At 62.4% G+C, this 26504-nt stretch carries 16 protein-coding genes; all 16 read left to right on the top strand.

What is annotated here, in order from left to right:
* The first annotated feature begins 26 nt into the window (after window positions 1-26).
* On the top strand, window positions 27-1115 hold the full coding sequence (locus KVQ74_RS16530) for a flagellar basal body P-ring protein FlgI (RefSeq protein ID WP_217832276.1): 1089 nt from the start codon (window positions 27-29) through the stop codon (window positions 1113-1115).
* A gap of 11 nt (window positions 1116-1126) precedes the next feature.
* Window positions 1127-2422: a flagellar assembly peptidoglycan hydrolase FlgJ gene (flgJ, locus tag KVQ74_RS16525; protein WP_217832237.1), complete on the top strand. Its 1296-nt coding sequence runs from the start codon at window positions 1127-1129 to the stop codon at window positions 2420-2422.
* Window positions 2423-2446: 24 nt separating this feature from the next.
* Window positions 2447-4492 (top strand): flagellar hook-associated protein FlgK, encoded by a 2046-nt coding sequence (gene flgK / locus KVQ74_RS16520; protein WP_217832236.1) that lies wholly within the window; start codon window positions 2447-2449, stop codon window positions 4490-4492.
* Window positions 4493-4505: 13 nt separating this feature from the next.
* Entirely contained in the window at window positions 4506-6077 is a 1572-nt protein-coding gene (locus KVQ74_RS16515; RefSeq protein WP_217832235.1) for a flagellar hook-associated protein 3, read from the top strand.
* A 113-nt stretch (window positions 6078-6190) separates the two neighbouring features.
* Window positions 6191-9787: a glycosyltransferase gene (locus tag KVQ74_RS16510; protein ID WP_217832234.1), complete on the top strand. Its 3597-nt coding sequence runs from the start codon at window positions 6191-6193 to the stop codon at window positions 9785-9787.
* A 231-nt stretch (window positions 9788-10018) separates the two neighbouring features.
* On the top strand, window positions 10019-14935 hold the full coding sequence (locus KVQ74_RS16505) for a beta strand repeat-containing protein (RefSeq protein ID WP_217832233.1): 4917 nt from the start codon (window positions 10019-10021) through the stop codon (window positions 14933-14935).
* 253 nt (window positions 14936-15188) lie between these two features.
* Window positions 15189-15962, top strand: coding sequence for a glucose-1-phosphate cytidylyltransferase (gene rfbF, locus KVQ74_RS16500; RefSeq protein WP_217832232.1), 774 nt, complete (start codon window positions 15189-15191; stop codon window positions 15960-15962).
* Window positions 15944-17026 carry a CDP-glucose 4,6-dehydratase gene (gene rfbG, locus KVQ74_RS16495; RefSeq protein WP_217832231.1) on the top strand — a complete coding sequence of 361 codons (1083 nt, stop codon included), beginning with the start codon at window positions 15944-15946 and terminating at the stop codon, window positions 17024-17026. The genes rfbF and rfbG overlap by 19 nt, the downstream gene beginning before the upstream one ends.
* The gene (locus KVQ74_RS16490) at window positions 17023-17583 is read left to right on the top strand and encodes a dTDP-4-dehydrorhamnose 3,5-epimerase family protein (RefSeq protein WP_217832230.1); all 561 of its coding nucleotides are present in this window, start codon (window positions 17023-17025) and stop codon (window positions 17581-17583) included. Before rfbG ends, KVQ74_RS16490 begins: the two co-directional genes overlap by 4 nt.
* Entirely contained in the window at window positions 17580-18806 is a 1227-nt protein-coding gene (locus KVQ74_RS16485) for a class I SAM-dependent methyltransferase (RefSeq protein WP_217832229.1), read from the top strand. Before KVQ74_RS16490 ends, KVQ74_RS16485 begins: the two co-directional genes overlap by 4 nt.
* Entirely contained in the window at window positions 18803-19921 is a 1119-nt protein-coding gene (locus KVQ74_RS16480) for a DegT/DnrJ/EryC1/StrS family aminotransferase (protein WP_217832228.1), read from the top strand. Before KVQ74_RS16485 ends, KVQ74_RS16480 begins: the two co-directional genes overlap by 4 nt.
* Complete coding sequence (locus tag KVQ74_RS16475; protein ID WP_217832227.1) at window positions 19918-20583, top strand: NeuD/PglB/VioB family sugar acetyltransferase; 666 nt, start codon at window positions 19918-19920, stop codon at window positions 20581-20583. Before KVQ74_RS16480 ends, KVQ74_RS16475 begins: the two co-directional genes overlap by 4 nt.
* A gap of 29 nt (window positions 20584-20612) precedes the next feature.
* On the top strand, window positions 20613-21341 hold the full coding sequence (locus tag KVQ74_RS16470) for a cephalosporin hydroxylase family protein (protein ID WP_217832226.1): 729 nt from the start codon (window positions 20613-20615) through the stop codon (window positions 21339-21341).
* Between the two features lie 52 nt (window positions 21342-21393).
* Complete coding sequence (locus KVQ74_RS16465) at window positions 21394-24309, top strand: glycosyltransferase family 2 protein (protein WP_217832225.1); 2916 nt, start codon at window positions 21394-21396, stop codon at window positions 24307-24309.
* Between the two features lie 29 nt (window positions 24310-24338).
* The gene (pseB, locus tag KVQ74_RS16460) at window positions 24339-25340 is read left to right on the top strand and encodes a UDP-N-acetylglucosamine 4,6-dehydratase (inverting) (protein WP_217832224.1); all 1002 of its coding nucleotides are present in this window, start codon (window positions 24339-24341) and stop codon (window positions 25338-25340) included.
* A complete protein-coding gene (gene pseC / locus KVQ74_RS16455; RefSeq protein WP_217832223.1) occupies window positions 25337-26494 on the top strand; it encodes a UDP-4-amino-4,6-dideoxy-N-acetyl-beta-L-altrosamine transaminase in 1158 nt (385 codons plus the stop codon). The genes pseB and pseC overlap by 4 nt, the downstream gene beginning before the upstream one ends.
* Window positions 26495-26504 lie beyond the last annotated feature (10 nt).

The following is a 26504-nucleotide window of genomic DNA, read 5'->3' as shown; positions in this document are numbered from 1 at the left end:
TGGCTACTTTGAATTTCAAGCGCCTCATGATGGCCGCGCTGTTGTTGTCGGCGGCCGTCAATGCCCACGCCGAACGGTTGAAGGACATCGCCAGCATTTCCGGCGTGCGTTCCAACCAGTTGATCGGCTACGGCCTGGTGGTCGGGCTTAACGGCACCGGCGACCAGACCACGCAGACCCCGTTCACCCTGCAGACCTTCAACAACATGCTGTCGCAGTTCGGCATCAAGGTTCCGCCAGGGTCGGGCAACGTGCAGTTGAAAAACGTCGCGGCGGTGTCGATCAGTGCCGACCTGCCGGCGTTCGCCAAACCGGGTCAGCAGGTCGATATCACCGTTTCCTCCATCGGTAACTCCAAGAGCCTGCGCGGCGGCACCCTGTTGCTGACCCCGCTCAAGGGTATCGACGGCAACGTCTACGCCGTCGCCCAGGGCAATCTGGTGGTGGGCGGCTTCGACGCCGAGGGCCGTGACGGATCGAAGATCACCGTCAACGTTCCGTCGGCCGGTCGCATCCCCGGCGGTGCGTCGGTCGAGCGTGCGGTGCCGAGCGGTTTCAACCAGGGCAACAGCCTGACGCTGAACCTCAACCGTTCCGACTTCACCACGGCCAAGCGCATCGTCGACAAGATCAACGACATGCTCGGCCCTGGCGTCGCGCAGGCCATCGACGGCGGCTCGATCCGGGTGACCGCGCCGCTCGATCCGAGCCAGCGCGTCGACTATCTGTCGATCCTGGAAAACCTCGAAATCGATCCGGGCCAGGCGGTGGCGAAAGTCATCATCAACTCGCGCACCGGCACCATCGTCATCGGTCAGAACGTGAAAGTCTCGCCGGCCGCCGTGACCCACGGCAGCCTGACTGTGACCATCACTGAAGACCCGATCGTCAGCCAGCCAGGCCCGTTGTCCAACGGCCAGACAGCTGTCGTGCCTCGCTCGCGCGTGAACGCCGAGCAGGAGGCCAAGCCGATGTTCAAGTTCGGCCCGGGCACCACCCTCGACGAAATCGTTCGTGCGGTGAACCAGGTCGGCGCAGCGCCGGGTGACCTGATGGCCATTCTCGAAGCACTGAAGCAGGCCGGCGCGTTGCAAGCCGACCTGATCGTGATCTGAGGACGGCGAGCATGGATATGCGCAAGAGCGGTCTGGTCAGCAGCAGCGATTCGGGTTCCTACTCCGACCTCAATCGCCTGAACCAGCTCAAGGTCGGCGACAAGAACAGCGATGCGAACATGCGCAAGGTGGCGCAGGAATTCGAATCGCTGTTCCTGGGCGAGATGCTCAAGTCGATGCGTTCGGCCACCGAAGCGTTGGGCCAAGACAACCCGATGAATACCCCGGCGGCCAAGCAGTATCAGGAAATGTACGACCAGCAACTGGCCGTTTCCCTGTCCCGCGAGGGCGGTGGTATCGGTCTGGCCGACGTCCTGATGCGCCAAATGTCGAAAAACAAACCAATGGCACCGGGTGAGGCGGCGGCCGCGTCCGCCGCCAAGCAGGAAGAAGCCAAGGCGAAAGCCGCCGCCGTGGCGACGCCGGTTGCCGCCGGCACCGTCGCCACCGGCCCGTTGTCGCGGGTCAACGGTGAGCGTCCGTTGTGGGCGTCGCGTTCGGTGAGCGCACCGAACACCCAGCTCGCCCATCGCAATGACATGGAATTGATCAACCAGCGCCGTCTGGCGCTGCCGCCGAAACTGGCTGATCGCTTGCTCGCCGGCCTGGTGCCGTCGGCCACGACTGCCACGGCCGCCACGCAACTGCCGCAGCGCGCCACGACGACTGCTACGGCCACCGGTTCCGGCCCGCTGTACAACGGCGACTGGCTGGCGCGGGCCGAGGCGGACAAAGCCTCGGGCGGGCAAATGCAGATTTACGGTCGCGCCATGGCGCAGATCCCTCTGGCGCCGGCGAAGAAGGCATTCAGCAACGCCGACGAATTCGTCAACACCATGCTGCCGATGGCCCAGGAGGCCGCCGCGCGCATTGGCGTCGATCCGCGTTATCTGGTGGCGCAGGCCGCACTGGAAACCGGTTGGGGCAAATCGGTCATGCGCGCCCAGGACGGCACCAGCAGTCACAACCTGTTCGGCATCAAGGCGAGCAGCAACTGGAAGGGCGATTCGGCCCGGGCGATCACCAGCGAATTCCGTAACGGGCAGATGGTCAAGGAGACGGCCGAGTTCCGTTCCTACGCCTCGTACAAGGACAGCTTCCACGATCTGGTGACGTTGTTGCAGAGCAATAATCGCTATCAAGATGTGCTGAAGTCGGCCGATAACCCAGAACAGTTTGTACGCGAGTTGCAAAAGGCCGGTTACGCGACCGACCCGAACTACGCGACGAAGATTTCGCAGATAGCCAAGCAGATGAACAGTTTCCAGAACTACGCTGCGGCGGGCGTTTCCACCACGCCTTTATAAGGCACAAGGAATAAGGTCTTAACCATGAGTTTGCTCAATATCGGGATGTCGGGGTTGGCCGCGAGTTCGTCCTCTCTGGCAACGACAGGTAACAACATTGCCAACGTCGACACCGCCGGTTATTCACGCCAGCAAACCGTGCAGGGCACCAAGTCCTCGCAACAGTTCGGCAACGTTTTCATCGGCACCGGCACGACCCTCGCCGACGTGCGCCGGGTGTACAACTCCTACCTCGAGACGCAACTGCATACCGCCACTTCGCTCAACAGCGAAGCGGCTGCGTACGGTGCCCAGGCGACCGCGCTGGACGGCTCGCTGTCCGATACCAACACCGGGTTGACCGGCGTGCTGCAGAAGTTCTTCACCTCGATGCAGGGCGTGACGACTTCGGCCACCGACGACACCTCCCGTCAGTCGGTGCTGACCGGCGCCCAGGCGCTGACCAGCCGCTTCAATGCGCTGTCCAAGCAGCTCAACGATCAGAACACCACGATCAACGGCAGCCTGGGCGACATGGCGACCCAGGTGAACAAGCTGGCGACCTCGATTGCCAATCTGAACCAGAAGATCGGCGAGATTTCCACCAGCGGCGGCCAGCCGAACGATCTGCTCGATACCCGTAACGAAGCCGTGCGCCAGTTGTCCGAACTGGTCGGCGCGCAGGTCGTCGAACGTGGCACCAGTTTCGACGTGTACGTCGGCAGCGGTCAGCCGCTGGTCGTCGGCAACACCACCAACACCCTGAGCACCGTTCCGAGCAAAGACGATCCGTCGCGCATGAACATCCAGATGGATCGCGGCTCGAGCACCATCGACATCACCTCGGTGATCAGCGGCGGTGAGATCGGCGGCCTGCTGACCTATCGCAAGGAAGTGCTCGACCCTTCGCTCAACGAACTGGGTCGCGTGGCACTGGTGGTGGCCGACCAGATCAACAGCCAGCAAGCCCAGGGCATCGACAAGAACGGTGACTTCGGCGCGGCGATTTTCAACAACATCAACAGTGCCGCCCTGGTCAGCCAGCGCAGCATTGCCCAGGCGGGCAACAGCGCCGGTTCGGGCAACCTTGACGTCACCATCAAGGACACTGGCAAGCTGACCACCAGCGATTACCAGGTCACCTTCACCAGCGCCACCAACTACTCGGTCAAGCGTTCCGACGGCACCGACATGGGCTCGTTCAGCACCACGACCACACCGCCGCCGGTGATCGACGGTTTCACCCTGGCCCTTAACGGCGGCGCGCTGAGCGCCGGTGACACGTTCAAGATCACCCCGACCCGCAACGCGGCGGCCACCATCCAGACCGTGCTCACCGACCCGAAGAAAATCGCGGCGGCGGCACCGTTGACCGGCGTGGCCAGTGCCAACAACGCCGGTACTTACACCCAGCCGACCCTGGTCGACACCGTCGATATCTACAACCCGGCCTCCCAGGCGGAATTGCAGAACGCGCTCAAGTATTCGACACCGGTCAAACTGGTGTTCGGCGCTACCACCAGCGGCAGCCAGTCCTACAACCTGGTCGACGCCAAGGGCAACAGCATCGGCACCGGCACGATCGTTCCGGGGCAGGCCAACACCCTGAATCTCAAGATCGGCATGCTCGATTCCAGTGGCAACCCGGTGATGGACACCAGCGTCACGCCGAACGTACAGAAAACCTTCACCGTACAGACCACGGTGGCGGCGACGCCGAAGAGCGGTGAAACCTTCACCATGAACCTGACCGGTGCCGCGTCTTCGGACAACCGCAACGCGCAGGCGCTGGTCGGCCTGCAGACCAAACAGACCGTGGACACCGGTACGGCGAGCAAGGGCATCAGCCTGACCGACGCCTATAACAAACTGGTGACCAACGTCGGCACCAAGGCCGCCCAGAGCAAGTCCGACAGCACCGCCACCACGGCGATCCTGGACCAGGCGCAGACGGCCCGTGATTCTCTGTCCCAGGTCAACCTGGATGAAGAAACCGGCAACCTGGTCAAGTACCAGCAGTACTACACCGCCTCTTCGCAGATCATCAAGGCTGCGCAGGAAACTTTCAGCGTGCTGATCAACAGCCTTTAAGGAGTCGTAATCCATGCGCATTTCCACCGCTCAGTATTACGCGACGCAAGCTGCTCAATATCAGCGCAACTACAGCAAGACTGTCGAGACCGCCAACGAAGCGAGCAGCCTGCAGCGCATCAACACCGCCGCCGACGATCCGATCGGTGCCGGTCGCCTGCTGCAATTGGGTCAGCAGGCTGCGATGCTCGATCAGTACAAGTCCAACATCGACACCACCAAGAGTGGCCTGACGGTTCAGGAATCGACCCTGACGTCGATCAACGATGCCTTGCAGCGCGCCAAGGAAATCGGTCTGGCCGCCAACAACGGTATCGCCACCGACACGGACCGCAAGGCCTACGCCGCCGAACTGGGCGAGATCCAGAAGCAGGTGCTGGGCCTGATGAACTCCAAGGATGCCAACGGCAACTACCTGTTCTCCGGCTCCAAGACCGATACCGCGCCGTACTCGCAGAACGCCGACGGCACCTACACCTACAACGGTGACCAGACCCAGATCAATCTGGGCATCGGCGATGGCCTGTCGGTCGCGACCAACACCACCGGTTGGGACGCGTTCCAGCAGACCATCAACACCGGCCGCACCCAGACCAACATGACTGCTCCGGCGGTGGATGACGGTCGCGTGGTGCTGTCCAACGGTACGGTCGGCACCGCTGCCACCTACAACGCCAAGTTCGCCGCCGGCCAGCCGTACACCGTGGACTTCATCAGCAGCACCCAGCTGAAAATCACCGATGCCCTGGGCAACGACGTGACCACCGAAGCCAGCCAGAACGGCGCGATCGTCAACACCAACGGCGCCAACCAGACGGTCAGCTTCCGTGGCGTCGACCTGAAGCTGAACATCAACCTGAAGGCGGGCGATACCAACCCGGACGCGGTCATTGCCGGTCACAGCTTCCAGTTGTCGGTCACCCCGGACTCGTTCACCACCGCGCGCAGCCCGGGCAACCCGTCGACTGCCGTGATCACCGGCTCCAGCGTGACCAACCAGGCGGCGTACGACAGCACCTTCCCGTCGGGCGGCGGCGCGATCCTCAAGTTCACCAGCGCCACCAACTTCGACCTGTACGCAGCGCCGGTCACTGCCGACAGCAAGCCGGTGTCGTCGGGCACCGTGACCGCCGGCAATGCCACGGCCGCCGGTGTGACCTTCGCCATTGGCGGTACGCCAGCGGCCGGTGACCAGTTCTCGATTCAGTCCAACAACCACCAGACCCAGAACGTGCTCGACACCCTGGGCCAGATGGTCACCGCGCTGAATGCACCGATCGATGGTGATCCGGTCGCCAAGCAGAAATTCCAGGGGCAGATGGAGTCGGCTCTGGGCAACATCGACAGCGCCGCGAACCAGATCGGTTCCGCCGTGACCTCGATCGGTGCCCGTGGCCAGACGCTGGATGACCAGACCACCACCAACCAGAGCCTGACCCAGGCCAACACCACCACCCAGGGCTCGATCCGTGATTCGGACCCGGCCGAGGTGATGACGCGCCTGACCTTGCAGCAGACCATGCTGCAGGCCTCGCAACTGGCGTTCAGCAAAATCAGCCAGCTGGGTCTGTTCAACAAGATCTGATGGCAGGCGGGCGCGCAAGCGCCCGTGTTGCCCTGTTTCTTCAATAGTTAATGTCTTTAGCGGTTTCAAGGGCTCGCTTTTCTGAGCGGGCTCGCACCGCCTGTGAGCCCGCCGTGAATTCACTTCCCCTCGTCAGCCTGGTCATTCCCGCCTTCAATCCGCGTTTTTTCGAACGGGCGTTGCTCAGTGCCGTGAGCCAAGGCTATGGCAATCTCGAAATCATTGTCTGCGATGACAGTCGCGGCACGGAGATCGAAACCATCGTCACGGCGGTGAGTGAAAGCAGCGGCGTGGCCGTGCGTTATGTGCGCAATCCCCGGACGCTGGGGCTGGTCGGCAACCTGCATGCGTGCCTGGAGCAGGCGCAGGGTGAGTTCATCAAATTCCTGTGCGATGACGATCAGTTGTTCGGCATCTGTGTCGAGCGCCAGGCACAAATCCTCATCGATCACCATGATGTCAACCTGGCCCTGGCCCAGCGCCTGTTCTGGGACGCCGACGATATGCCGTTGCCGTCGCGCCTGCAAAACACGCCGCTGTCGCCGACCTGCGGCCTGCTCAAGGGTGAAGACCTGCTGGCGATCTTCGAGAATTTCCCGGTCAACATTCTTGGCGGTTTCAGCAACGCCCTGTTTCGTCGGGCCGACGTGCTGGAACTGCTCCCGGCGCTGACCCAGCCCGGGCATTGCTTTGTCGCCTCCCTCGATTTCGCGCTGTATGTCTGCCTGCTGCGCCGGGGCAACGTGGTGGTGTCAAATCACGTCATGAGCGTCGAGCGGCTGTACCCGGAGCGATTGAGCGGTCAGCAGCACATGCGTGATGCGATCGAGGCCGAACGCCAATGGCTGACGCAGATGCTCAAAGCGCGCAGTGGCGAATCCGCGCCCGCATCGGGCTGGGTGCGTCACGTGCCGCTGAGCAAGGCCAGCGAGACCCCGCGTGTCTGGGAAGAGCTGCCGTTGAGCCGCACGCTCGGCACCAAGCAGACCACCCAGGATTGGCACGTCGGGATCGCCAGTGTCAGTTTCGCCGAGCTGTACGCGCAGTGGCTGGCCTGCCGCAACCTGACCGAAGGCCAGCGCGAGCTGCTGCCCGATACGCTGGCCGCGTGGCCGCGTGTGCCGAAAATCGTTCCGCTGATTATCGACGAGCAGGGCAGCCGTTCGGCGCTGGACCTGACGTTGCAATCGCTGGCCGCCCAGGAATACTTGCCCGAGCTGACCATTGTGCTGTCGGCGTCCTGTACCGAAGCGCAGCTGGACGAACGCGTGGTGCGCATGCCGCTGCAGGAGAACTGGCAGCAGCAAATCAATGACCTGCTGCCGCAGCTGGACGGGGCCGACTGGTTCTACCTGTTGCGTGCCGGTGATCGGCTGGTGGTGCCGGCGTTGCTGGTGCTGGCCGAGCGCATTGCGCTGTCGCGCAGCCTGGCGTGCCTGTACAGCGATGAAGGTGGCTTGAGCCAGGGCGAGTCGAGCGAACCGGTTTTCAAACCGGACTTCAACCTCGACCTGATGCGCAGCTACCCCTATGTCGGCAGGGCGCTGGCGTTCGAGCGTGAGCGCTTCCTGGACCTCGGCGGTTTCGATGCCGCGTTCGGCGAACTGGCGCCCCACGATCTGTTGTGGCGCATGGTCGAGCACGAAGGTACGCAAGTGGTCGGGCATGTCGCCGAGGTGTTGCTGGAGTCGGCGTTCGACCTCGCCAAGTGGTTGTCCGAGCCGCAAATGGCCGACAACAACGCACAGTTGGTCAGCGCGCACCTGGATCGCCTGGGCATTGCCCATGACATCCGTCGCGGCGCATCGACGCTGCTCAACCGGGTCGACTATCACCATGCGCGCCAGCCGCTGGTGTCGATTGTCATTGTCAGCAAGGATCAGACCGCCGCCGTGCAGCGCTGCGTCGAGAGCCTGCTGGAGAAAACCGCTTACGCCGAATACGAGTTGCTGCTGGTCGACAACGGCAGCGAAAGCGCCGAGGCGCAGACCTGGTTCGATGGCATGGCGCAACTGGGCAGCGAGCGGATTCGCGTGCTGGACTGCCCGCAGCAGGACAACATGGCGGCGGTACGCAATGCCGCCGTAGGCCAGGCCCGTGGCGAGTACGTGCTGTTGCTCAACCCATACGCAGTGATCACCCACGGCGAGTGGCTGGCGGAAATGCTCAACCATGCCCAGCGTTCCGAAGTCGGTGTGGTGGGCGCCAAGCTGTTCAACCCGGATGGCCGGATATTGCACTCCGGGCTGATCCTCGGCCTGCAAGGCCCGGCCGGCGTGCCGTTTTACGGTGAGTCGCTGCAAGCGACGGGCTACATGTACCGGTTGCTGGTGGCTCATGATCTGAGCGCTGTGGGCAGCGATTGCCTGCTGGTGCGCAAGGCGGTTTTCGACGCGGTCGGCGGCCTCGACGAGCAGGATCTGGCGCAGTCGCTCAATGAAGTGGACCTGTGCCTGCGGATCGGTCAGGAAGGTTATCTGGTGGTCTGGACGCCGTATGCTCAAGTGGCCCTCGGCGCGCAGCCGGCGGGTACGCCGAAGGAGGGCGAGCAGGCGCAGCTCGGCCAGGAACAGGAAACGTTCTACAAGCGCTGGTTGCCGATCGTGGCGCGGGACCCGGCCTACAACAAGAACCTGTCGCTGAACGGCCTGGGCGGTTCGAGCTTCAGTCTCGATCCGGGCCTGCGTACCGGCTGGAGTCCGTTTTCCCAGCCGCAACTGCCGAAGATCCTCGCGCTGCCGGTCAACGCTTCCGCCATCGGCCACTATCGCGTGACTCAGCCGTTGATCGAACTGGAAGCCGCAGGTCGCGCGCTGGGGCGCATTCACTACAACCTGCCGACGATCATTGAAGTCGAGCGTCAGTCTCCGGACGTGATCATTTTGCAGGGGCGTTATGCCGAAGCGCCGATCAACGAAATCCCGGGCCTGCAAAAGTATTCCAGCGCGCGGCGCATCTATGAACTCGATGACTACGTGATCGACGTTCCGCACCGCAACGCACACATCCGCAACATGCCGAACAAGGACGAGATGGAGAGGCTGGTCCGCCGGGCGATCGCCATGTGCGACCGCGTGGTGGTGTCCACCGCGCCGCTGGGCAATGCGCTGTCGAGCATGCACAGCGACATTCGCGTCGTCCCGAACATGTTGGCCAAACACCTGTGGAGCGACCTGCGCAGCCAGCGCCGCACCTCGAAAAAACCTCGGGTCGGCTGGGGCGGCGGCACCAGCCACCATGGCGATCTGGCGGTGATCGCCGATGTGGTGCGCGAGCTGGCTAACGAGGTCGACTGGGTGTTCTTCGGCATGTGCCCGGATGACCTGCGTCCGTACATGCACGAATTCCACGGCGTGATCGGCCTGGACGTGTACCCGGCGAAACTGGCCAGCCTCAACCTCGACCTGGCCCTGGCGCCACTGGAATTCCACATCTTCAACGACTGCAAGAGCAATCTGCGTCTGCTGGAGTACGGCGCCTGTGGCTACCCGGTGATCTGCACCGACACCGAGGCCTATCGCGGTTACCTGCCATGCACCCGGATCAAGACCAACACCACGGACGAGTGGCTGCAGGCGATCCGCATGCACCTGGCCGATCCGGATGCCAGCTACCGCATGGGCGACGAGCTGCGCGAGGTCGTTCTGCGCGACTATGTGCTGCGTGGCGATAACCTGCGCTATTGGGAAAACGGCTGGCTGGCGGACTGATCGAACCGCACCGGCTACAGCAAAAAAACAGGCGACTTGGCGGTCGTCTGTTTTTTTTTGCGTTTGAAATTCGTATTTGCATCAATCTCGATACAATTTTTTTCGACCCCTCAAGGATTGAGTATTTCCTGTCGATATCAACACATTCTCTGTTTTCGAAAATTGCGCCGCGCTGAGGTGTGATCACCCCGCAGGCCTGTACCGGTTCACAAACAAGGCAAGGAAGAAACAATGGCAGTCATAAACGGGACAAACGGCGCGGATACGCTGACGGGAACCAGTGGGGATGACGAGATCAATGGCCTGGCTGGCAATGATCTGATTCTGGGTGGTGCGGGCGCGGACAAGATCGATGGCGGCACGGGGATCGACACCGTCGACTATTCGGCTTCGACCGGGGCGATCAATGTCGACATTCGCTACGGCAGCCCGGGCCGTGCCGGCATCGGTGGCGACTCGGAAGGCGATACCTTGTTCAATATCGAGAAGGTGATCGGCACCGCCTTCAACGACACCTTCAGCATCGACACGCTCACCGCGACTTTCGAGGGTGGTGCGGGTGATGACGTGTACATCATCAATGGCGTGGGCGGCACTGTCGTCGAACTGGCCGGCGGTGGTAACGACGAAGTACGTACCAACTACTACTTCCAGTCCCTGAACGCCAACGTCGAGCGCCTGACCTACACCGGCACTGGCGCGTTCACTGGTTACGGTAACGCCAGCGACAACATCATCACCGGTGGCATCGGCAACGACACCCTGTTTGGTGGTGACGGTGCGGACCAGTTCATCGGCGGTGCGGGCATCGACACCGTCGGTTATACCGACAGCACCGTCGGGGTCACCGTCAACTTCAAGACCGGGATTCACTCCGGTATTGCCAAGGGCGACACCTTCACCGACATCGAAGGTGTCCTGGGTTCGAAATACAACGACACCTTCGTCGCCGACGGCCGTGCCATGGCGTTCAATGGTGATATCGGGATCGACACGGTCGATTACTCCACCTCTGCCGAAGCGATCAATGTCGACATCCGCTATGGCGCTCCGGGCCGTGCCGGCATCGGTGGCGACTCGGAAGGCGACACCCTGTTCAATATCGAGAAGGTGATCGGCAGCGCCTTCAACGACACCTTCAGCCTGGATACCCTCACCGCGACCTTCGAAGGTGGTGCGGGCGATGATGTGTACATCATCAACGGCGTGGGCGGGACTGTCATCGAACTGGCCGGCGGTGGTAACGACGAAGTACGTACCAACTATTACTTCCAGTCCCTGAACGCCAACGTCGAGCGCCTGACCTACACCGGCACTGGCGCGTTCACTGGTTACGGTAACGCCAGCGACAACATCATCACCGGTGGCATCGGTAACGACACCCTGTTTGGTGGTGACGGTGCGGACCAGTTCATCGGCGGTGCGGGCATCGACACCGTCGGTTATACCGACAGCACCGTTGGCGTCACCGTCAACTTCAAGACCGGGGTCAACTCGGGCATCGCGGCGGGCGACACTTTCACCGACATCGAAGGTGTCCTGGGTTCGAAATACAACGACACCTTCGTCGCTGACGGCCGTGCCATGGCGTTCAATGGTGATATCGGGATCGACACGGTCGATTACTCCACCTCTGCCGAAGCGATCAATGTCGACATCCGCTATGGCGCTCCGGGCCGTGCCGGCATCGGTGGCGACTCGGAAGGCGACACCCTGTTCAATATCGAGAAGGTGATCGGCAGCGCGTTCAACGACACCTTCAGCCTGGATACCCTTACCGCGACCTTCGAAGGTGGCGCGGGTGATGATGTGTACATCATCAACGGCGTGGGCGGCACGGTGATCGAACAGGCCGGCGGCGGTAACGACGAAGTGCGCACCAGCTACTACACCCAGTCGTTGAACGCCAACGTCGAGCGCCTGACTTACACCGGTACGGGCGCCTTTACCGGTTACGGCAACGCCAGCGATAACATCATCACCGGCGGCATCGGCAACGACACGCTGTTCGGTGGCGCGGGTGCGGACCAGTTCATCGGCGGCGCGGGCATCGACACCGTTGGCTACACCGACAGCACTGTCGGCGTCACCGTCAACTTCAAGACCGGGGTCAACTCGGGCATCGCGGCCGGCGATACCTTCACCGACATCGAAGGTGTCCTGGGTTCGAAATACAACGACACCTTCGTCGCTGACGGCCGCGTCATGGCCTTCAATGGCGATACCGGCATCGACACCGTGGACTATTCGGGTTCCACCTCAGCGATCAACGTCGATATCCGTTATGGCACCCCGGGCCGTGCCGGTATCGGTGGCGACTCGGAAGGCGACACCCTGTTCAATATCGAGAAGGTGATCGGCAGCGCGTTCAACGACACTTTCAGCCTGGATACCCTCACCGCGACATTCGAAGGCGGCGCGGGCGATGACGTTTACATCATCAACGGCGTGGGCGGTACTGTCATCGAACAGGCAGGTGGCGGCAACGACGAGGTACGTACCAGCTACGGCACGCAATCGCTGAACGCCAACGTCGAGCGTCTGACCTACACCGGCACCGGCGCGTTTACTGGTTACGGCAACGCCAGCGACAACATCATCACTGGCGGCATCGGCAACGACACCCTGTTTGGTGGTGACGGTGCGGACCAGTTCATCGGCGGTGCAGGCGTCGACACCGTTGGCTACACCGACAGCACTGTCGGCGTCACCGTGAACTTCAAGACCGGGATCAACTCGGGCATCGCTACGGGCGACACCTTCACCGACATCGAAGGCATCCTGGGCTCGAAATACAACGACACCTTCGTCGCTGACAGCCGCGTATTTGCCTTTGACGGCGGTACGGGAATCGACACCGTGGATTATTCGGGCTCCGCCGAAGCAATCAACGTCGACATTCGTTATGGCACCCCGGGCCGTGCCGGCATTGGCGGCGATGCTCAGGGCGATACCCTGATCAACATCGAGAAAGTCATCGGCACCGCGTTCAATGACACCTTCAACCTCGATACCCTGACGGTCACCTTCGAGGGCGGTGCAGGTAACGATGTGTACATCATCAACGGCATCGGCGGCACGGTGATCGAACAGGCTGGCGGTGGTGACGACGAGGTGCGCACCAACTACGGCACGCAGTCCCTGAACGCCAACGTCGAGCGCCTGACCTACACCGGCACGGGCGCCTTTACCGGTTACGGCAATGCCAGCGACAACATCATCACCGGCGGCATTGGCAACGACACGCTGTTCGGTGGTGACGGCGCGGATCAGTTCATCGGCGGTGCAGGCATCGACGTCGCCGGCTACACCGACAGCACCGTCGGCGTGACGCTCAACTTCAAGACCGGGGTCAACTCCGGCATTGCAGCGGGCGACACCTACACTGGCATCGAAGGCATCCTGGGCTCGAAATACAACGACACCTTCGTCGCTGACAGCCGCGTATTTGCCTTTGACGGCGGTACGGGAATCGACACCGTGGATTATTCGGGTTCCACCGAAGCAATCAACGTCGACATTCGTTATGGCACCCCGGGCCGTGCCGGCATTGGCGGCGATGCTCAGGGCGATACCCTGATCAACATCGAGAAAGTCATCGGCACCGCGTTCAACGACACCTTCAACCTCGACACCCTGACGGTCACCTTCGAGGGTGGTGCGGGCAACGATGTGTATGTCATCAATGGCATCGGCGGTACGGTGATCGAACAGGCTGGCGGTGGTGACGACGAGGTGCGCACCAACTACGGCACGCAGTCCCTGAACGCCAACGTCGAGCGCCTGACCTACACCGGCACGGGCGCCTTTACCGGTTACGGTAACGCTGGCGACAACATCATGACCGGCGGCATCGGCAACGACACGTTCTTTGGTGGCGATGGCGCGGACCAGTTCATCGGTGGTGCCGGCATGGACACCGTTGGCTACACCGACAGCACCGTGGGCGTCAGCATCAACCTGAAGACCGGGGTCAATACCGGTATCGCGCTGGGTGACACCTACAACAGCATCGAAGCGATTCGTGGTTCGAACTACAACGACATCTTCGTCGGCGGTACGGCCGCCATGGCGCTGGACGGCGGTACGGGTCTGGACATGGTCAGCTATGAGAACTCGGACAGTGCGGTCACCATCGACCTGAAGACCAAGGTCAATGGCGGTGATGCCGCTGGCGATACCTACACCGGGATCGAAATCTTCCAGGGCAGCCAGTTTGCCGACACGTTGTCGGGCTCGGCCGGCTACGACAACTTGATTGGCGGTGCCGGTGCTGACGTCATTGATGGTCGCGAGGGTATCGACACGGTCTGGTACGTCAACAACGGCACCGCCGTGGACATCAACCTGGCGACCGGCGTCAATCAGGGCGGCGACGCCCAGGGCGATGTGCTGATCAGCGTCGAGAGCATCATCGGCACTAACTTCAACGACACCTTGACCGGTAATGCGCTGACCAACGGGCTTGAAGGTGGTCTGGGCAATGACGTCATTTATGGCGGCGACGGCGACGACTACCTCTACGGCAGCTTCTTCACCGCGCTCGGGCCGTTCGCGGTCGACGCGCTTTCTGCCGGCCCGCAAGCGGACATGCTGTACGGCGGCAATGGCAACGACACGATCGTCAGTGCGCCGGATGACCGCGGAACCTTCGCCTTCGGCGAAGCGGGCAACGACAGCATCACCGTGGTCAGCGGCACCGCTGATGGTGGCGATGGCGCAGACGCCTTGACCGGCACCGGCGCCAACTTCGTGCTGCTGGGTGGCGCGGGCAATGACACGCTGAAACTGGGCCTGGCGGGTGTGTACCCATGGCAGATGAAGTCCGGAGGTTTTGCCAACGGCGGCGAAGGGGATGACACCTACACCGTCAACACCAGCCTGTTGGTAACCATTCAGGACACTGGCGCCAGCCGTGGCGACAAGTTGGTCCTGGCCAATATCAGTTCCAGGGAGTTGCTGCTCGATCGCGTGGGTGATGATCTGTACCTGCACCGGTCGACATTCGCCGCAGGCCAGACACCGGAGGAAGGTGTACGCCTCAAGGACTGGTTCGCCGGCTCCGACACCATCGAACAGATCCAGACGGCTGATAACCAGATTATCAATCTGCCAGCCAACAGTGATGCGTTCGCCATGTTTGGCTGATAACTGAACCGTTGATGTCGCTGCACGAAAGGGATGGACCCGGTGACGGGTTCATCCCTTTTTTCATGCCTGCGCGTCCCGTCGACGCAGCGCTTGCGGAGCTGGCGCGTTTCCTGCAAGTCCCCCTCAAATCGCCATAAAACGAGCGCTCGCGGTCATCGCCCCTGCGCCCGGAACGGCAGACAGGTTTAGCCAGGTGGCCGCCATGCGCAGAAAGCAGCGCGCAGCCCGGTGACGAACGAGAGGGGAGACGATGAAGGCAGTTATTTTGGCGGGTGGCCTGGGCACGCGCATCAGTGAAGAGTCGCACCTCAAGCCGAAACCGATGATCGAGATCGGCGGCAAGCCAATTCTCTGGCACATCATGAAACAGTATTCCGCGCACGGAATTCACGATTTCGTGATTTGCCTTGGCTACAAGGGCTACGCGATCAAAGACTTCTTCGCCAACTACTTCCTGCACACCTCCGACGTGACGTTCGACATGCGTGAAAACCGCATGGACGTTCACCAGAACTACAGCGATCCATGGCGAGTGACCCTGGTCGACACCGGCGAGGAAACCATGACCGGTGGTCGTCTGCGTCGTGTGTCGCGCTATCTGGAAAACGAAAAGGCGTTCTGCTTCACCTACGGCGACGGCGTTTCGGACCTCAATATCAGCGCGCTGGTGGACTTCCACCTGACCCACGGCAAACTGGCGACCGTCACCGCCGTCCAACCGCCGGGACGCTATGGCGCCCTGGATCGCGATGGCGACCGGGTATTGGGTTTCACCGAAAAGCCGCGCGGCGACGGTGGCTGGATCAATGGTGGTTTCTTCGTGCTGTCGCCCAAAGTCCTGCCGCTGATCGACGGCGACGAAACGTCGTGGGAGTCCGGCCCCCTGGACGGCCTTGCCGAGCGCGGCGAGCTGATGGCGTTCCAGCACGAAGGCTTCTGGCAGCCGATGGACACCCTGCGTGACAAGAACCATCTCGAAGCCTTGTGGCAGAGCGGGGAGGCCCCATGGAAGCAATGGGACTGAGTCCGGAATTCTGGCGCGGCAAACGGGTTCTGGTGACCGGCCACACCGGTTTCAAGGGCAGTTGGCTGACCCTGTGGCTGCAAAGCCTGGGTGCGCAGGTCAGCGGGTTTTCCCTCGACCCGTCGACCGAGCCGAGCCTGTTCGAACTGGCGCGGGTCGGCGAAGGCATCAACGATCAGCGCGGTGACCTGCGCGATCTCGGCGCCTTGCTGGAAATCATCGCCGACACCGAGCCGGAGATCGTCCTGCACCTGGCGGCCCAGCCACTGGTGCGCGAGGGCTATCGCGATCCGCTCGGCACTTACTCCAGCAACGTCATGGGCACCCTCAACCTGCTGGAAGCGATTCGTCAGGTCGGTTGCGTGCGGGCCTGCGTGCTGGTGACCACCGACAAGGTCTACGCCAACAAGGAATGGCTATGGCCGTACCGCGAGGACGAAGCCCTCGGCGGTCATGATCCTTACAGCAGCAGCAAGGCGTGCTGCGAATTGCTGGCACAGTCTTACGCGGCATCGTTCTTCCCGGCCGACAAGTACGCCGAGCACGGTCTGGCACTGGCCACCGCGCGTGCCGGCAACGTGTTGGGCGGCGGTGATTTCGCCCCTGAGCGACTGATTCCCGACGTACTCCGGGCGTGGACGGCGGATGAGCCGGTGACCCTGCGTTACCCGCAAGCCGTGCGCCCGTGGCAACACGCGCTGGAGCCGCTGGCCGGTTACCTGCAACTGGCCGCCGGGCTCTACGAACAAGGCCCGGAATACGCCGGGGCGTGGAACTTCGGCCCGGGCGAGGCGGACATGTGCAGCGTCGGCGAAGTGGTCGAACTGCTCGCCAACCGCTGGCCCCAGGCCCGTGGCCTGCGCATCGAACCGAGCGACCTGCACGAAGCCGGCCTGCTGCGCCTGGACAGCAGCCGCGCCCGTCAGGTGCTCGGCTGGCAGCCACGCTGGTCGTTGCAGCAATGCCTGACCCAGACCCTCGACTGGCACCTGGCCTGGCAGAACGGCGATGACATGCGCACCGTGACCCTCGGTCAATTGAACCTGTACCGGGGCGCGCTGTGAGCGAATTTTCCTTGCAGGCCTTGCCGCTGGCCGGGCTGTTCAACGTGCGGCACAAGCGCTTCGAAGACCAGCGCGGGCACTTCGCCCGACTGTTCTGCGAAGGCAGCCTGAAGGCGTTCGGCAGCGAATTTCATATCCGCCAGATCAACCACTCCTGCACCCGTGAGAAGGGCAGCGTGCGCGGTCTGCATTACCAGAACGCCAACGCGCCGGAAGCCAAGTTGATCACCTGCCTGCGCGGCGAAGTGTGGGACGTGGCGGTGGATCTGCGCCCGGACTCGGCCACCTTTCTGCACTGGCACGCCGAGCATCTGAAGGCCGGCGATGGCCGCAGCCTGCTGATCCCGGCCGGTTTCGCCCACGGCTTCCAGACCCTCACCGACGACGCCGAACTGCTCTACCTGCACAGCGCCGATTACACGCCGGAGCACGAGGGTGGTCTGTCGGTGAACGATCCACGGCTGGCGATTGCCTGGCCGTTGCCTGTCAATAATCTGTCGGTGCGGGACTCCAGCCATCCCGTGCTCGATCAACATTTTGCTGGAGTGCGTCTATGAACTGCCGTGGGTGCGCCGCACCGCTGAGCCTGCCGTTGATCGATCTCGGCACTTCGCCGCCGTCCAACGCCTATGTGCACGCCGATCGCCTCGAGCAGGCCGAGCAGTGGGTGCCGCTGAAGGTCGCCGTGTGCCAGCAATGCTGGCTGGTGCAGACCGAGGATTACACCAGCGCCGAAAGCCTGTTCGACGCCGAGTACGCCTACTTCAGTTCGTTCTCCAGCACCTGGCTGGCCCACGCCGAGCGGTATGTGGCCGAGATGGCCGAACGCTTTGGCCTGACTGCCGACAGCCGTGTGGTGGAAGTCGCCGCCAACGACGGTTATCTGTTGCAGTACGTGGCCGCGCGCGGGATCCAGTGCCTGGGCGTCGAGCCGACCCGCAGCACCGCGCAGGCCGCACGGGAAAAAGGCCTGGAAATTCGTGAGCTGTTCTTCGGTCGCGACACCGCCGCGCAACTGCGTAGCGAAGGCTGGGGCGCCGACCTGATGGCGGCCAACAATGTGCTGGCCCATGTGCCGGACATCAACGACTTCCTCGGTGGTTTCGCGACGCTGCTCAAGCCGACCGGCGTGGCCACGTTCGAATTCCCGCAACTGCTGACGCTGATGGCCGGCGCGCAGTTCGACACGCTCTATCACGAACACTATTCCTACCTGTCCCTGACCGCCGTGCAGGCCCTGTGCGAGCGCAATGGCCTGGAAGTGTTCGACGTCAGTCAGTTGACCACCCATGGCGGCTCGCTGCGGGTGTTCGTCCAGCGCCAGGACGGTGAGCGCCGTGCCGTGCAGCCGGCAGTGCAGCAGCAGTTGCAGGCCGAACTCGATGCGGGCGTGAAAACCCCCGGCTACTACGCGACCCTCGCGCCGGCCGCTGAAAACATCAAACACCAGTTGCTGCGTTTCCTGCTGCAGGCCAAGGCCGAAGGCAAGCGCGTGGTGGGTTATGGCGCGGCCGCCAAGGGCAACACCTTGCTCAACTATGCCGGGGTCCGCGCGGATCTGCTGGCCTGGGTGGCCGACGCCAATCCGCACAAGCAGGGCAAGTACCTGCCGGGCAGTCGCATTCCGATCGTCGCGCCCGAGCATATCGAGCTGGAGAAGCCTGATTACATCCTGGTTCTGCCATGGAACCTGTTGAGTGAAGTGACCCGGCAACTGTCTTCGGCCAAAACATGGGGCGCGCGTTTCGTCGTCGCCGTTCCGGAGTTGAGCATCCAATGAGCAGAATTCATTACACCAAGCCGAGCGTCGGCGAACTCGAGGCCCGCTATGCCCTGGATGCCGTGCAGAACGGCTGGGGCGCCCGTTGCTACGAATACCTGACCCGCTTCGAACACGGCTTCGCCGAGCATCTGGGCGCGACCTACGCGATCGCTACCTCCAGCTGCACCGGCGCCTTGCACATGGGCATGGCGGCGCTGGGCATCGGCGCCGGTGACGAGGTGATCCTGGGCAACACCAACTGGATCGCCTCGGCGGCGCCGATCACCTACCTGGGTGCCACGCCGGTATTCGTCGATGTGCTGGCCGATAGCTGGTGCCTGGATCCGCAGCGGGTCCGGGAGGCGATTACCCCGCGCACCAAGGCGATTCTGGCGGTGCATCTGTACGGCAACCTGTGCGACATGGATGCGTTGCTGGCCCTGGGTCGCGAGTTCGGCATTCCGGTGATCGAGGATGCGGCGGAAGCCATAGGCTCACAGTGGCGCGGCAAGGCAGCAGGCTCGCTCGGCGCTTTCGGGGCTTTTTCGTTCCATGGCACCAAGACCATGACCACCGGCGAAGGCGGGATGTTCGTCACCTCCGACAAGGCGTTGTACGAGCGGGTCCTGACCCTGTCCAACCACGGTCGGGTGGCGGGCTGCACCAAGCAGTTCTGGCCGGAGTTCGTCGGCTTCAAATACAAGATGAGCAACTTGCAGGCGGCGGTCGGCTGCGCGCAGGTCGAGCGGATCGACGAGTTGATCGAGCGCAAGCGGGCGATTTTCGCTTACTACGCCCAGGCGTTGACCGGGCTGCCGGGTGTCTCGATGAACCCGCAGCCTGCCCATGCGCAAAACGGCTACTGGATGCCGACGGTGGTATTCGATGAAAGCACCGGCGTGACTCGCGAAGAGCTGATCGAGGCGTTCCAGGCGGCCGACATCGATGCCCGGGTGTTCTTCTGGCCGCTGTCTTCGCTGCCGATGTTTGACGTACCTGTGACTACGCCCGTGGCCTTTGCGTTGCCGGGGCGTGCCATCAACCTGCCTAGCTATCACGACATGACCGAAGCGGATCAGAACCGGGTCATCGAGGTCGTGCGCGTTGTTCTCAAGCACAAGGGGATACTGTGAAGATCTATCTATTGGGTGCCGCCAATCCTGAAACGATGCGCATGATCCTGGCGATTCAGCGCGCGCTGCCAAACCAGGAATTCGCCTTTCTCGACAACGATCCGGCCAAGCAGGGCACGCTGTTCCACGGCTTGCCGGTGGTTGGCGGTCTGGATCGGGTGGCAGAGCTCAAGGGCGACGATGTGCGGTTCGTCAATCTGATCACCGGCAGCACGACCACGCGATACCAGACCACCTGCCGCATCGTCGAGGCCGGAGGGCAACTGGGCAACTTCATTCACCCGAGCATCGACCTGACGATGACGAGCATGGGCACCGGCAACTATTTGCAGGAAGGGGTGATTCTCCAGGCAGAAGTTTCCATCGGTGATAACAGCAGTATTCACATGGGCGCCTTGATCGCCCATGAAAGCCATGTCGGCAACTCGGTGTTCATTGCCCATGGCGTGAGCGTTTCCGGTTGCTGCGAGATCGGCGACGGGACCTTCATCGGGACCAACGCAAGCATTCTGCCGCGCATTCGAATCGGTCGCTGGGCGACGATCGGTGCCGGTGCCGTGGTGACCAAGGACGTTCCGGACTACGCGGTCGTGGTCGGCAATCCCGGCAAAATCATCAAGTCCAATCCTGATTCCTTTCAAGACGGCCGGGTTTTCAAGTAACCGCCGCCAATCAAATTCTGGAGTGTGCAATGAATCCGCATGAACAGTTTCGCGAAGAAGTAAAAGAGAACATCCAGGGGCTGCAGCAGGACAAGGCGCTGCAAGCGGCCTCGCAGGACTGGATCGATACGACCGCCAAGCACAAGTACACCTACAACTTCAGCTGGATGGGACGCCCGATCATTCAGTTCCCCCAGGACATGATCGCCATGCAGGAGATCATCTGGTCGGTGAAGCCGGACATCATCGTTGAAACCGGGATCGCCCACGGCGGCTCGCTGGTGTTCTACGCCTCGATGCTGGAACTGATCGGCCATGGCGAAGTGTTGGGCATCGATATCGACATCCGCCAGCACAACCGTGAAGCCATTGAAACTCACCCGATGAGCAAGCGGATTCAGATGATCCAGGGTTCGAGCATCGACCCGGCGATCGTCGATGAAGTGCGTCAGCGCGTCGCCGGCAAGAAAGTGCTGGTGGTGCTGGACTCCAACCACACTCACGAACATGTGCTGGCGGAGTTGCAGGCCTACGCCCCGCTGACCTCGGTGGACAGCTATTGCGTGGTGATGGATACCGTCGTGGAGGACATGCCGCAGGACGCGTTCCCTGATCGTCCGTGGGGCAAGGGCGACAATCCGAAAACCGCGGTCTGGGCCTATCTGGAAGAAAACCGCGATTTCGAGATCGACCATGCCGTTCACGGCAAGTTGCTGATCACTGTCGCGCCGGATGGCTATCTGCGCCGCGTACGTTAATCGACACGACATCGTTGAGTTCTTTCGGCTACTCGCCGGTTGGGGAAATTTTATGCAAGGCAAGAACCGCTCTGAAACGCAATTGGCACTCCACGAACAGTTGACCGTGGTGCTGATCTCACACGAACGACCGGCGTTCCTGCGGCGGGCGGTGACTTTTTACAGCAGCTTGCCCTACAGGATTCTCGTCCTGGATTCCTCTGCCGAGGCTCAGCCAGGCATGGCCGGCCGCTACCCGAACGTCGACTACCAGCACCTGCCGCAATACGGTTACTGGGGCATTCGGGCCAAGCTGGCCTACGGTGTGGATCAGGTCGCCACGCCCCTGATGGTGTTTGCCGCCGACGACGATTTCCATGTGCCGGAGGCCTTGCACGAGTCCGTAGCGTTCATGCAGGCCAACCCTGATTACAGCCTTTGCCACGGCTACAGCATGATGTATCTGTCGCTGGCCAACAGCGTCAGTTACTACCGGCGCGACAAGAAAGTCTGCGAAGACTACGCCTCGGACGTGGCGCAGGAGCGTATACACGATTACCTGTATCAGTACCTGCCACCGTTCTATGCCGTACAGCGCACAGCCGTCCTGCGTGAGTGGTATGAAGTCCTGCCACACGACACGTCCTTCCAGTGGCAGGAAGTCGGGCACACCTACTATCTGCTGGCGCGCGGCAAGGCGCGGATTCTGCCGATCCCGTACGTGGTGCGTGAGCTCAACTACCAGCATTCCGACCACAACACCGAGATCTACCACTCGCTGGCCTACACCGATGCCAAGCATGTCGCCGAGCGCGACGCCTTTGCCGGTTTCCTGGCCGGGTTGCCGACCCAGGTCCAGCATCAGGATCCGCAGCAGGGCAAGCAGAGCGTGCTGGACAGCTTCGAGGCCCTGGCCGACGGCCTGCGGGTCGGTCGCGCGCTGACCGCCGAGCTGGTGTTCGAATCGGCCTGGACCGATATCGAGGCCGGTCCGCAGCGCCGTTTCGGCCCGAAACAGTACGTCGAAATGCCGTTCTACAATCAGCCATTCTTCGATCAGCTGACCCAATTCGAATTCCTGCTGCATTCGATGCCGGCGGGACGTTTGCAATTGCAGGGCCTGGAAGGCATCTGGGCGCGTCAGCAGAACCTGATGCTGGCCCGCAACAACGACACGCCGGAAAGCGTGGTTGACCGCTTGTGGCAGGCCCACGACAGCAACGTCTTCAACCGCGCAGTCATCAGCCGTCTGATCGACCAGTTGCAGTCGATGGGCGAGGACGAAGACGCGCAAAAACTGCGTGACTGGACCGCGCGCCTGCAAGCGGTGGAAGGCAACGATCAGGCCTTCGGCAAGATGCTCACCGGCCGCCTGCTCAAGTGGCTCGCGGCGCGTCAACCGGATGCCGCTCAGGCCGAAGCAATTGCCAGCCATCTGGCGGCCAATGACGGCGGCCCGCAGTTCGGTATTTTCCTGCTCGATCTGGATAACGACATCGGCAAGCTGCAGACCACCCTGGACAGCTTGCTTGAAGGTCACAGCAAGGCGTTCAAAGTGGTCGTGTTCACCACCGGTGAGCCGCCAGCGGCGACCACTGCGCAGAACACGCTGCACTTCGTACGCGTCACGGTGGGCAACTTCGTCGACAAACTGAACCTGAGCGTCCGTCAGTCGCCGTGCGACTGGCTGCTGCTGGCCGAGGCGGGCGACGAGTTCACCGCTGGCGGCCTGCTGCGCGCCGGTCTGGAGCTGGCGTGCGCCTCTGAATGCCGCGCGGTCGCCACCGACGAAATCCAGCGGACCGCCGACGGCGCCCTGGTGGATGTATTCCGTCCCGGCTTCAACCTTGACCTGCTGCAAAGCCTGCCGGCCCTCATGGCGCGGCATTGGCTGATCCGGCGTGACGTGCTGATCGAGGTCGGTGGTTACCAGGCCGATTTCAGCAAGGCGCTGGAATTCGATCTGCTGCTGCGCATCATCGAGCAAGGCGGGCTGGGCGGCCTGGCTCACCTCGACGAACCGCTGCTGATTGCCCAGGCCTCGGTGCTGGAAGAGAACGCCGACGAGCGTCAGGCGCTGCTGCGTCATCTCGGCAATCGTGGCTACAAGGCGAAGATCACCTCGGCCAAACCGGGCACCTATCAGGTCGACTATCGCCACGCGGAACAGCCGCTGGTATCGGTCATCGTGCCGGCCAGCGACGATCTGCCGGCCCTGCAACGGTGCCTGGAAGGCCTGCTGCTCAGAACCCGCTACACCCGCTATGAAGTGTTGATCGCGGCCAGCTCGAATCAGTCGGCCGCTGTCAATGACTGGCTGGGCACACTGAGCCAGGCCAGGGTGCGGGTGCTGCACGCCGACCAGCCGCTCGACAGCGTGGCGCTGTGCAACGCCGCCAGCCAGCAGGCGCAGGGTGAATACCTGGTGCTGATGGCGGCGGACAGCGAAGTGGTCAATCCGAACTGGATCGAGTCGCTGCTCAACCATGCCCAGCGTCCGGAAGTCGGCGTGGTCGGCGCGAAACTGGTCGACCGCGATGGCAAGATCGCCCAGGCCGGCCTGATTCTCGGCCTCAATGGCGGTGTCGGCTCGGCCTTCGTCGGTGACAAGCATGATGCCGATGGCTATATGCAGCGTCTGGCCGTGGAGCAGAACTACTCGGCGGTGTCGGGCGTGTGCCTGATGATCGGCAAGGAGCTGTTTGACGCGCTGGGAGGCCTGGACGAGCAGTTCGCCGAAGGCTTCAGCGACGTCGACCTGTGCCTGAAGGCCGGTCAGGCCGGTTTCCTCAACGTGTGGACGCCGCTGGTTCAGGTCATCCATTCGGGTGACGTCGCGCAGTCCCCGCAAGCGCTGCAAGCGCTGCGTGAAAAATGGTCCTCGGCTTTCGCCCAGGACGCCGCCTACAACGCCAACCTGAGCCTGAGCGGCAAAGGTTTTGTTCTCAACGAAAGTGCTTCGCTGGACTGGGCGCAGTTGCTCGCCTAAGCCTTCGCACAGGGAACAGGATTCAAGACATGTTCAACGGTAAATCGATCTTCATCTCCGGTGGCACCGGCTCGTTCGGTCGCAACTTCATCCGCCGCCTGCTTGAGCAATACCAGCCCAAGCGGGTGGTGGTGTTCTCCCGCGATGAACTCAAGCAGTACGAAATGCAGCAGACGTTCAACGCGCCGTGCATGCGGTACTTCCTCGGTGACGTGCGCGACGCCGACCGTCTGCGCCAGGCCATGCGCGGCATCGACTACGTGGTGCATGCCGCCGCGTTGAAGCAGGTGCCGGCGGCGGAATACAACCCGACCGAGTGCATCCGCACCAACGTCAACGGCGCGGAAAACATCATCGCCGCTGCCATCGACAACGGCGTGAAGCAAGTCGTGGCGCTGTCCACCGACAAGGCCGCGAGCCCGATCAACCTGTACGGCGCGACCAAGTTGCTGTCGGACAAATTGTTCGTCGCCGCCAACAACATCGCTGGTGAGCAACAGACGCGATTCGCCGTGGTGCGCTACGGCAACGTTGCCGGTTCGCGCGGTTCGGTGGTGCCGTTCTTCAGCAAGCTGATCGCCGATGGCGCCACTGAGCTGCCGATCACCGACGAGCGCATGACCCGGTTCTGGATCACCCTCGACCACGGCGTGCAGTTCGTTCTCGACAGCTTCGCGCGGATGCACGGCGGCGAAGTGTTCGTGCCGAAGATCCCGTCGATCCGCGTCGTCGATCTGGCGCGGGGCATGGCCGAGCATCTGCCACACAAAAACGTCGGCATCCGTCCGGGAGAAAAGCTGCACGAGCTGATGGTGCCGCTGGATGACGCGCGGATGACCCTGGAATTCGCCGATCACTACACCATCCAGCCGTCGATCCGTTTCACCAGCGTCGACGTGGATTTTGCCGTGGACCGTCTCGGCGAGCGCGGCCGGCCGGTAGGCGAGGACTTCGAATACCGCTCCGACACCAACCCGCATTTCCTCTCGGTGGGCCAGATCGCCGACCTGCACGCGAAGCTGTCGGCATGATTCCCTACGGCCGGCAGAGCGTCGATCAGGCCGATATCGACGCGGTGGTCGAGGTGTTGCAATCGGACTGGCTGACCCAGGGGCCGACCATCGAACGCTTCGAGCAAGCGGTGGCCGAACGTTGCCAGGCGGATTTCGCCGTGGCGGTGTGCAACGCCACGGCGGCGCTGCACATTGCCTGCGTGGCGGCGGGGCTGGGGCCGGGCGACCATTTGTGGACGACGCCGAACACCTTTCTCGCCTCGGCCAACTGCGGGCGTTATTGCGGCGCCGATGTCGACTTCGTGGACATCGATCCGCTGACCTGGAACCTCGATGCCGAGGTGCTGGCCGACAAACTCGACCGCGCCGAGCAAACCGGGACACTGCCCAAAGTGCTGGTGGCGGTGGCGTTCTCCGGGCAGAGCTGCGACATGCGGCGCATTGCCGAACTGGCCGAGCGCTACAACTTCACGGTGATCGAAGACGCGTCCCACGCAGTCGGTGCGTCCTATGCGGGGCGCCCGGTCGGGTGCGGTGAATTCGCCGCGATGACCGTGTTCAGTTTCCACCCGGTGAAGATCATCACCAGCGCCGAAGGCGGCATGGTGCTGACCAATCGCCCGGAACTGGCCGAGCGCCTGCAACGCCTGCGCAGCCACGGCATGACCCGTGATCCGCAACAGATGACCGAACCCAGCCACGGCCCGTGGTACTACCAGCAGATCGAGCTGGGCTTCAATTACCGGATCACCGATCTGCAAGCCGCGCTGGGTTTGTCGCAGCTCGACAAACTGGACGTTTTCATCGCCCGGCGTCGTGAACTGGCGGCGCGCTACAACCGGTTGCTGGCGTACCTGCCGGTGACACTGCCGAGCGCGCAGCCTGAGGCCGAATCCGCCTGGCACCTGTACGTGATTCGCTTGCAGAGCGAGCGCATCGGCCTCAGCCACCGTCAGGTGTTCGAAGGCTTGCGCGCGGCCGGTATCGGCGTGAACCTGCACTATATTCCGTTGCACTTGCAGCCGTACTATCGTGACCTGGGTTTCGCCGAAGGGGACTTTCCCGAGGCCGAACGTTATTACACCGAAGCGATCAGCCTGCCGATGTTTCCGCTGTTGAGCGATGCGCAACAGGATCATGTGGTGGAGCAACTGCGTCGTCTGACCGAATAAATTGCCTGTG

It is taken from the genome of Pseudomonas botevensis (assembly GCF_019145475.1).
Lineage (GTDB): Bacteria > Pseudomonadota > Gammaproteobacteria > Pseudomonadales > Pseudomonadaceae > Aquipseudomonas > Aquipseudomonas botevensis.
This window is presented reverse-complemented; position numbering and strand designations above follow the sequence as displayed.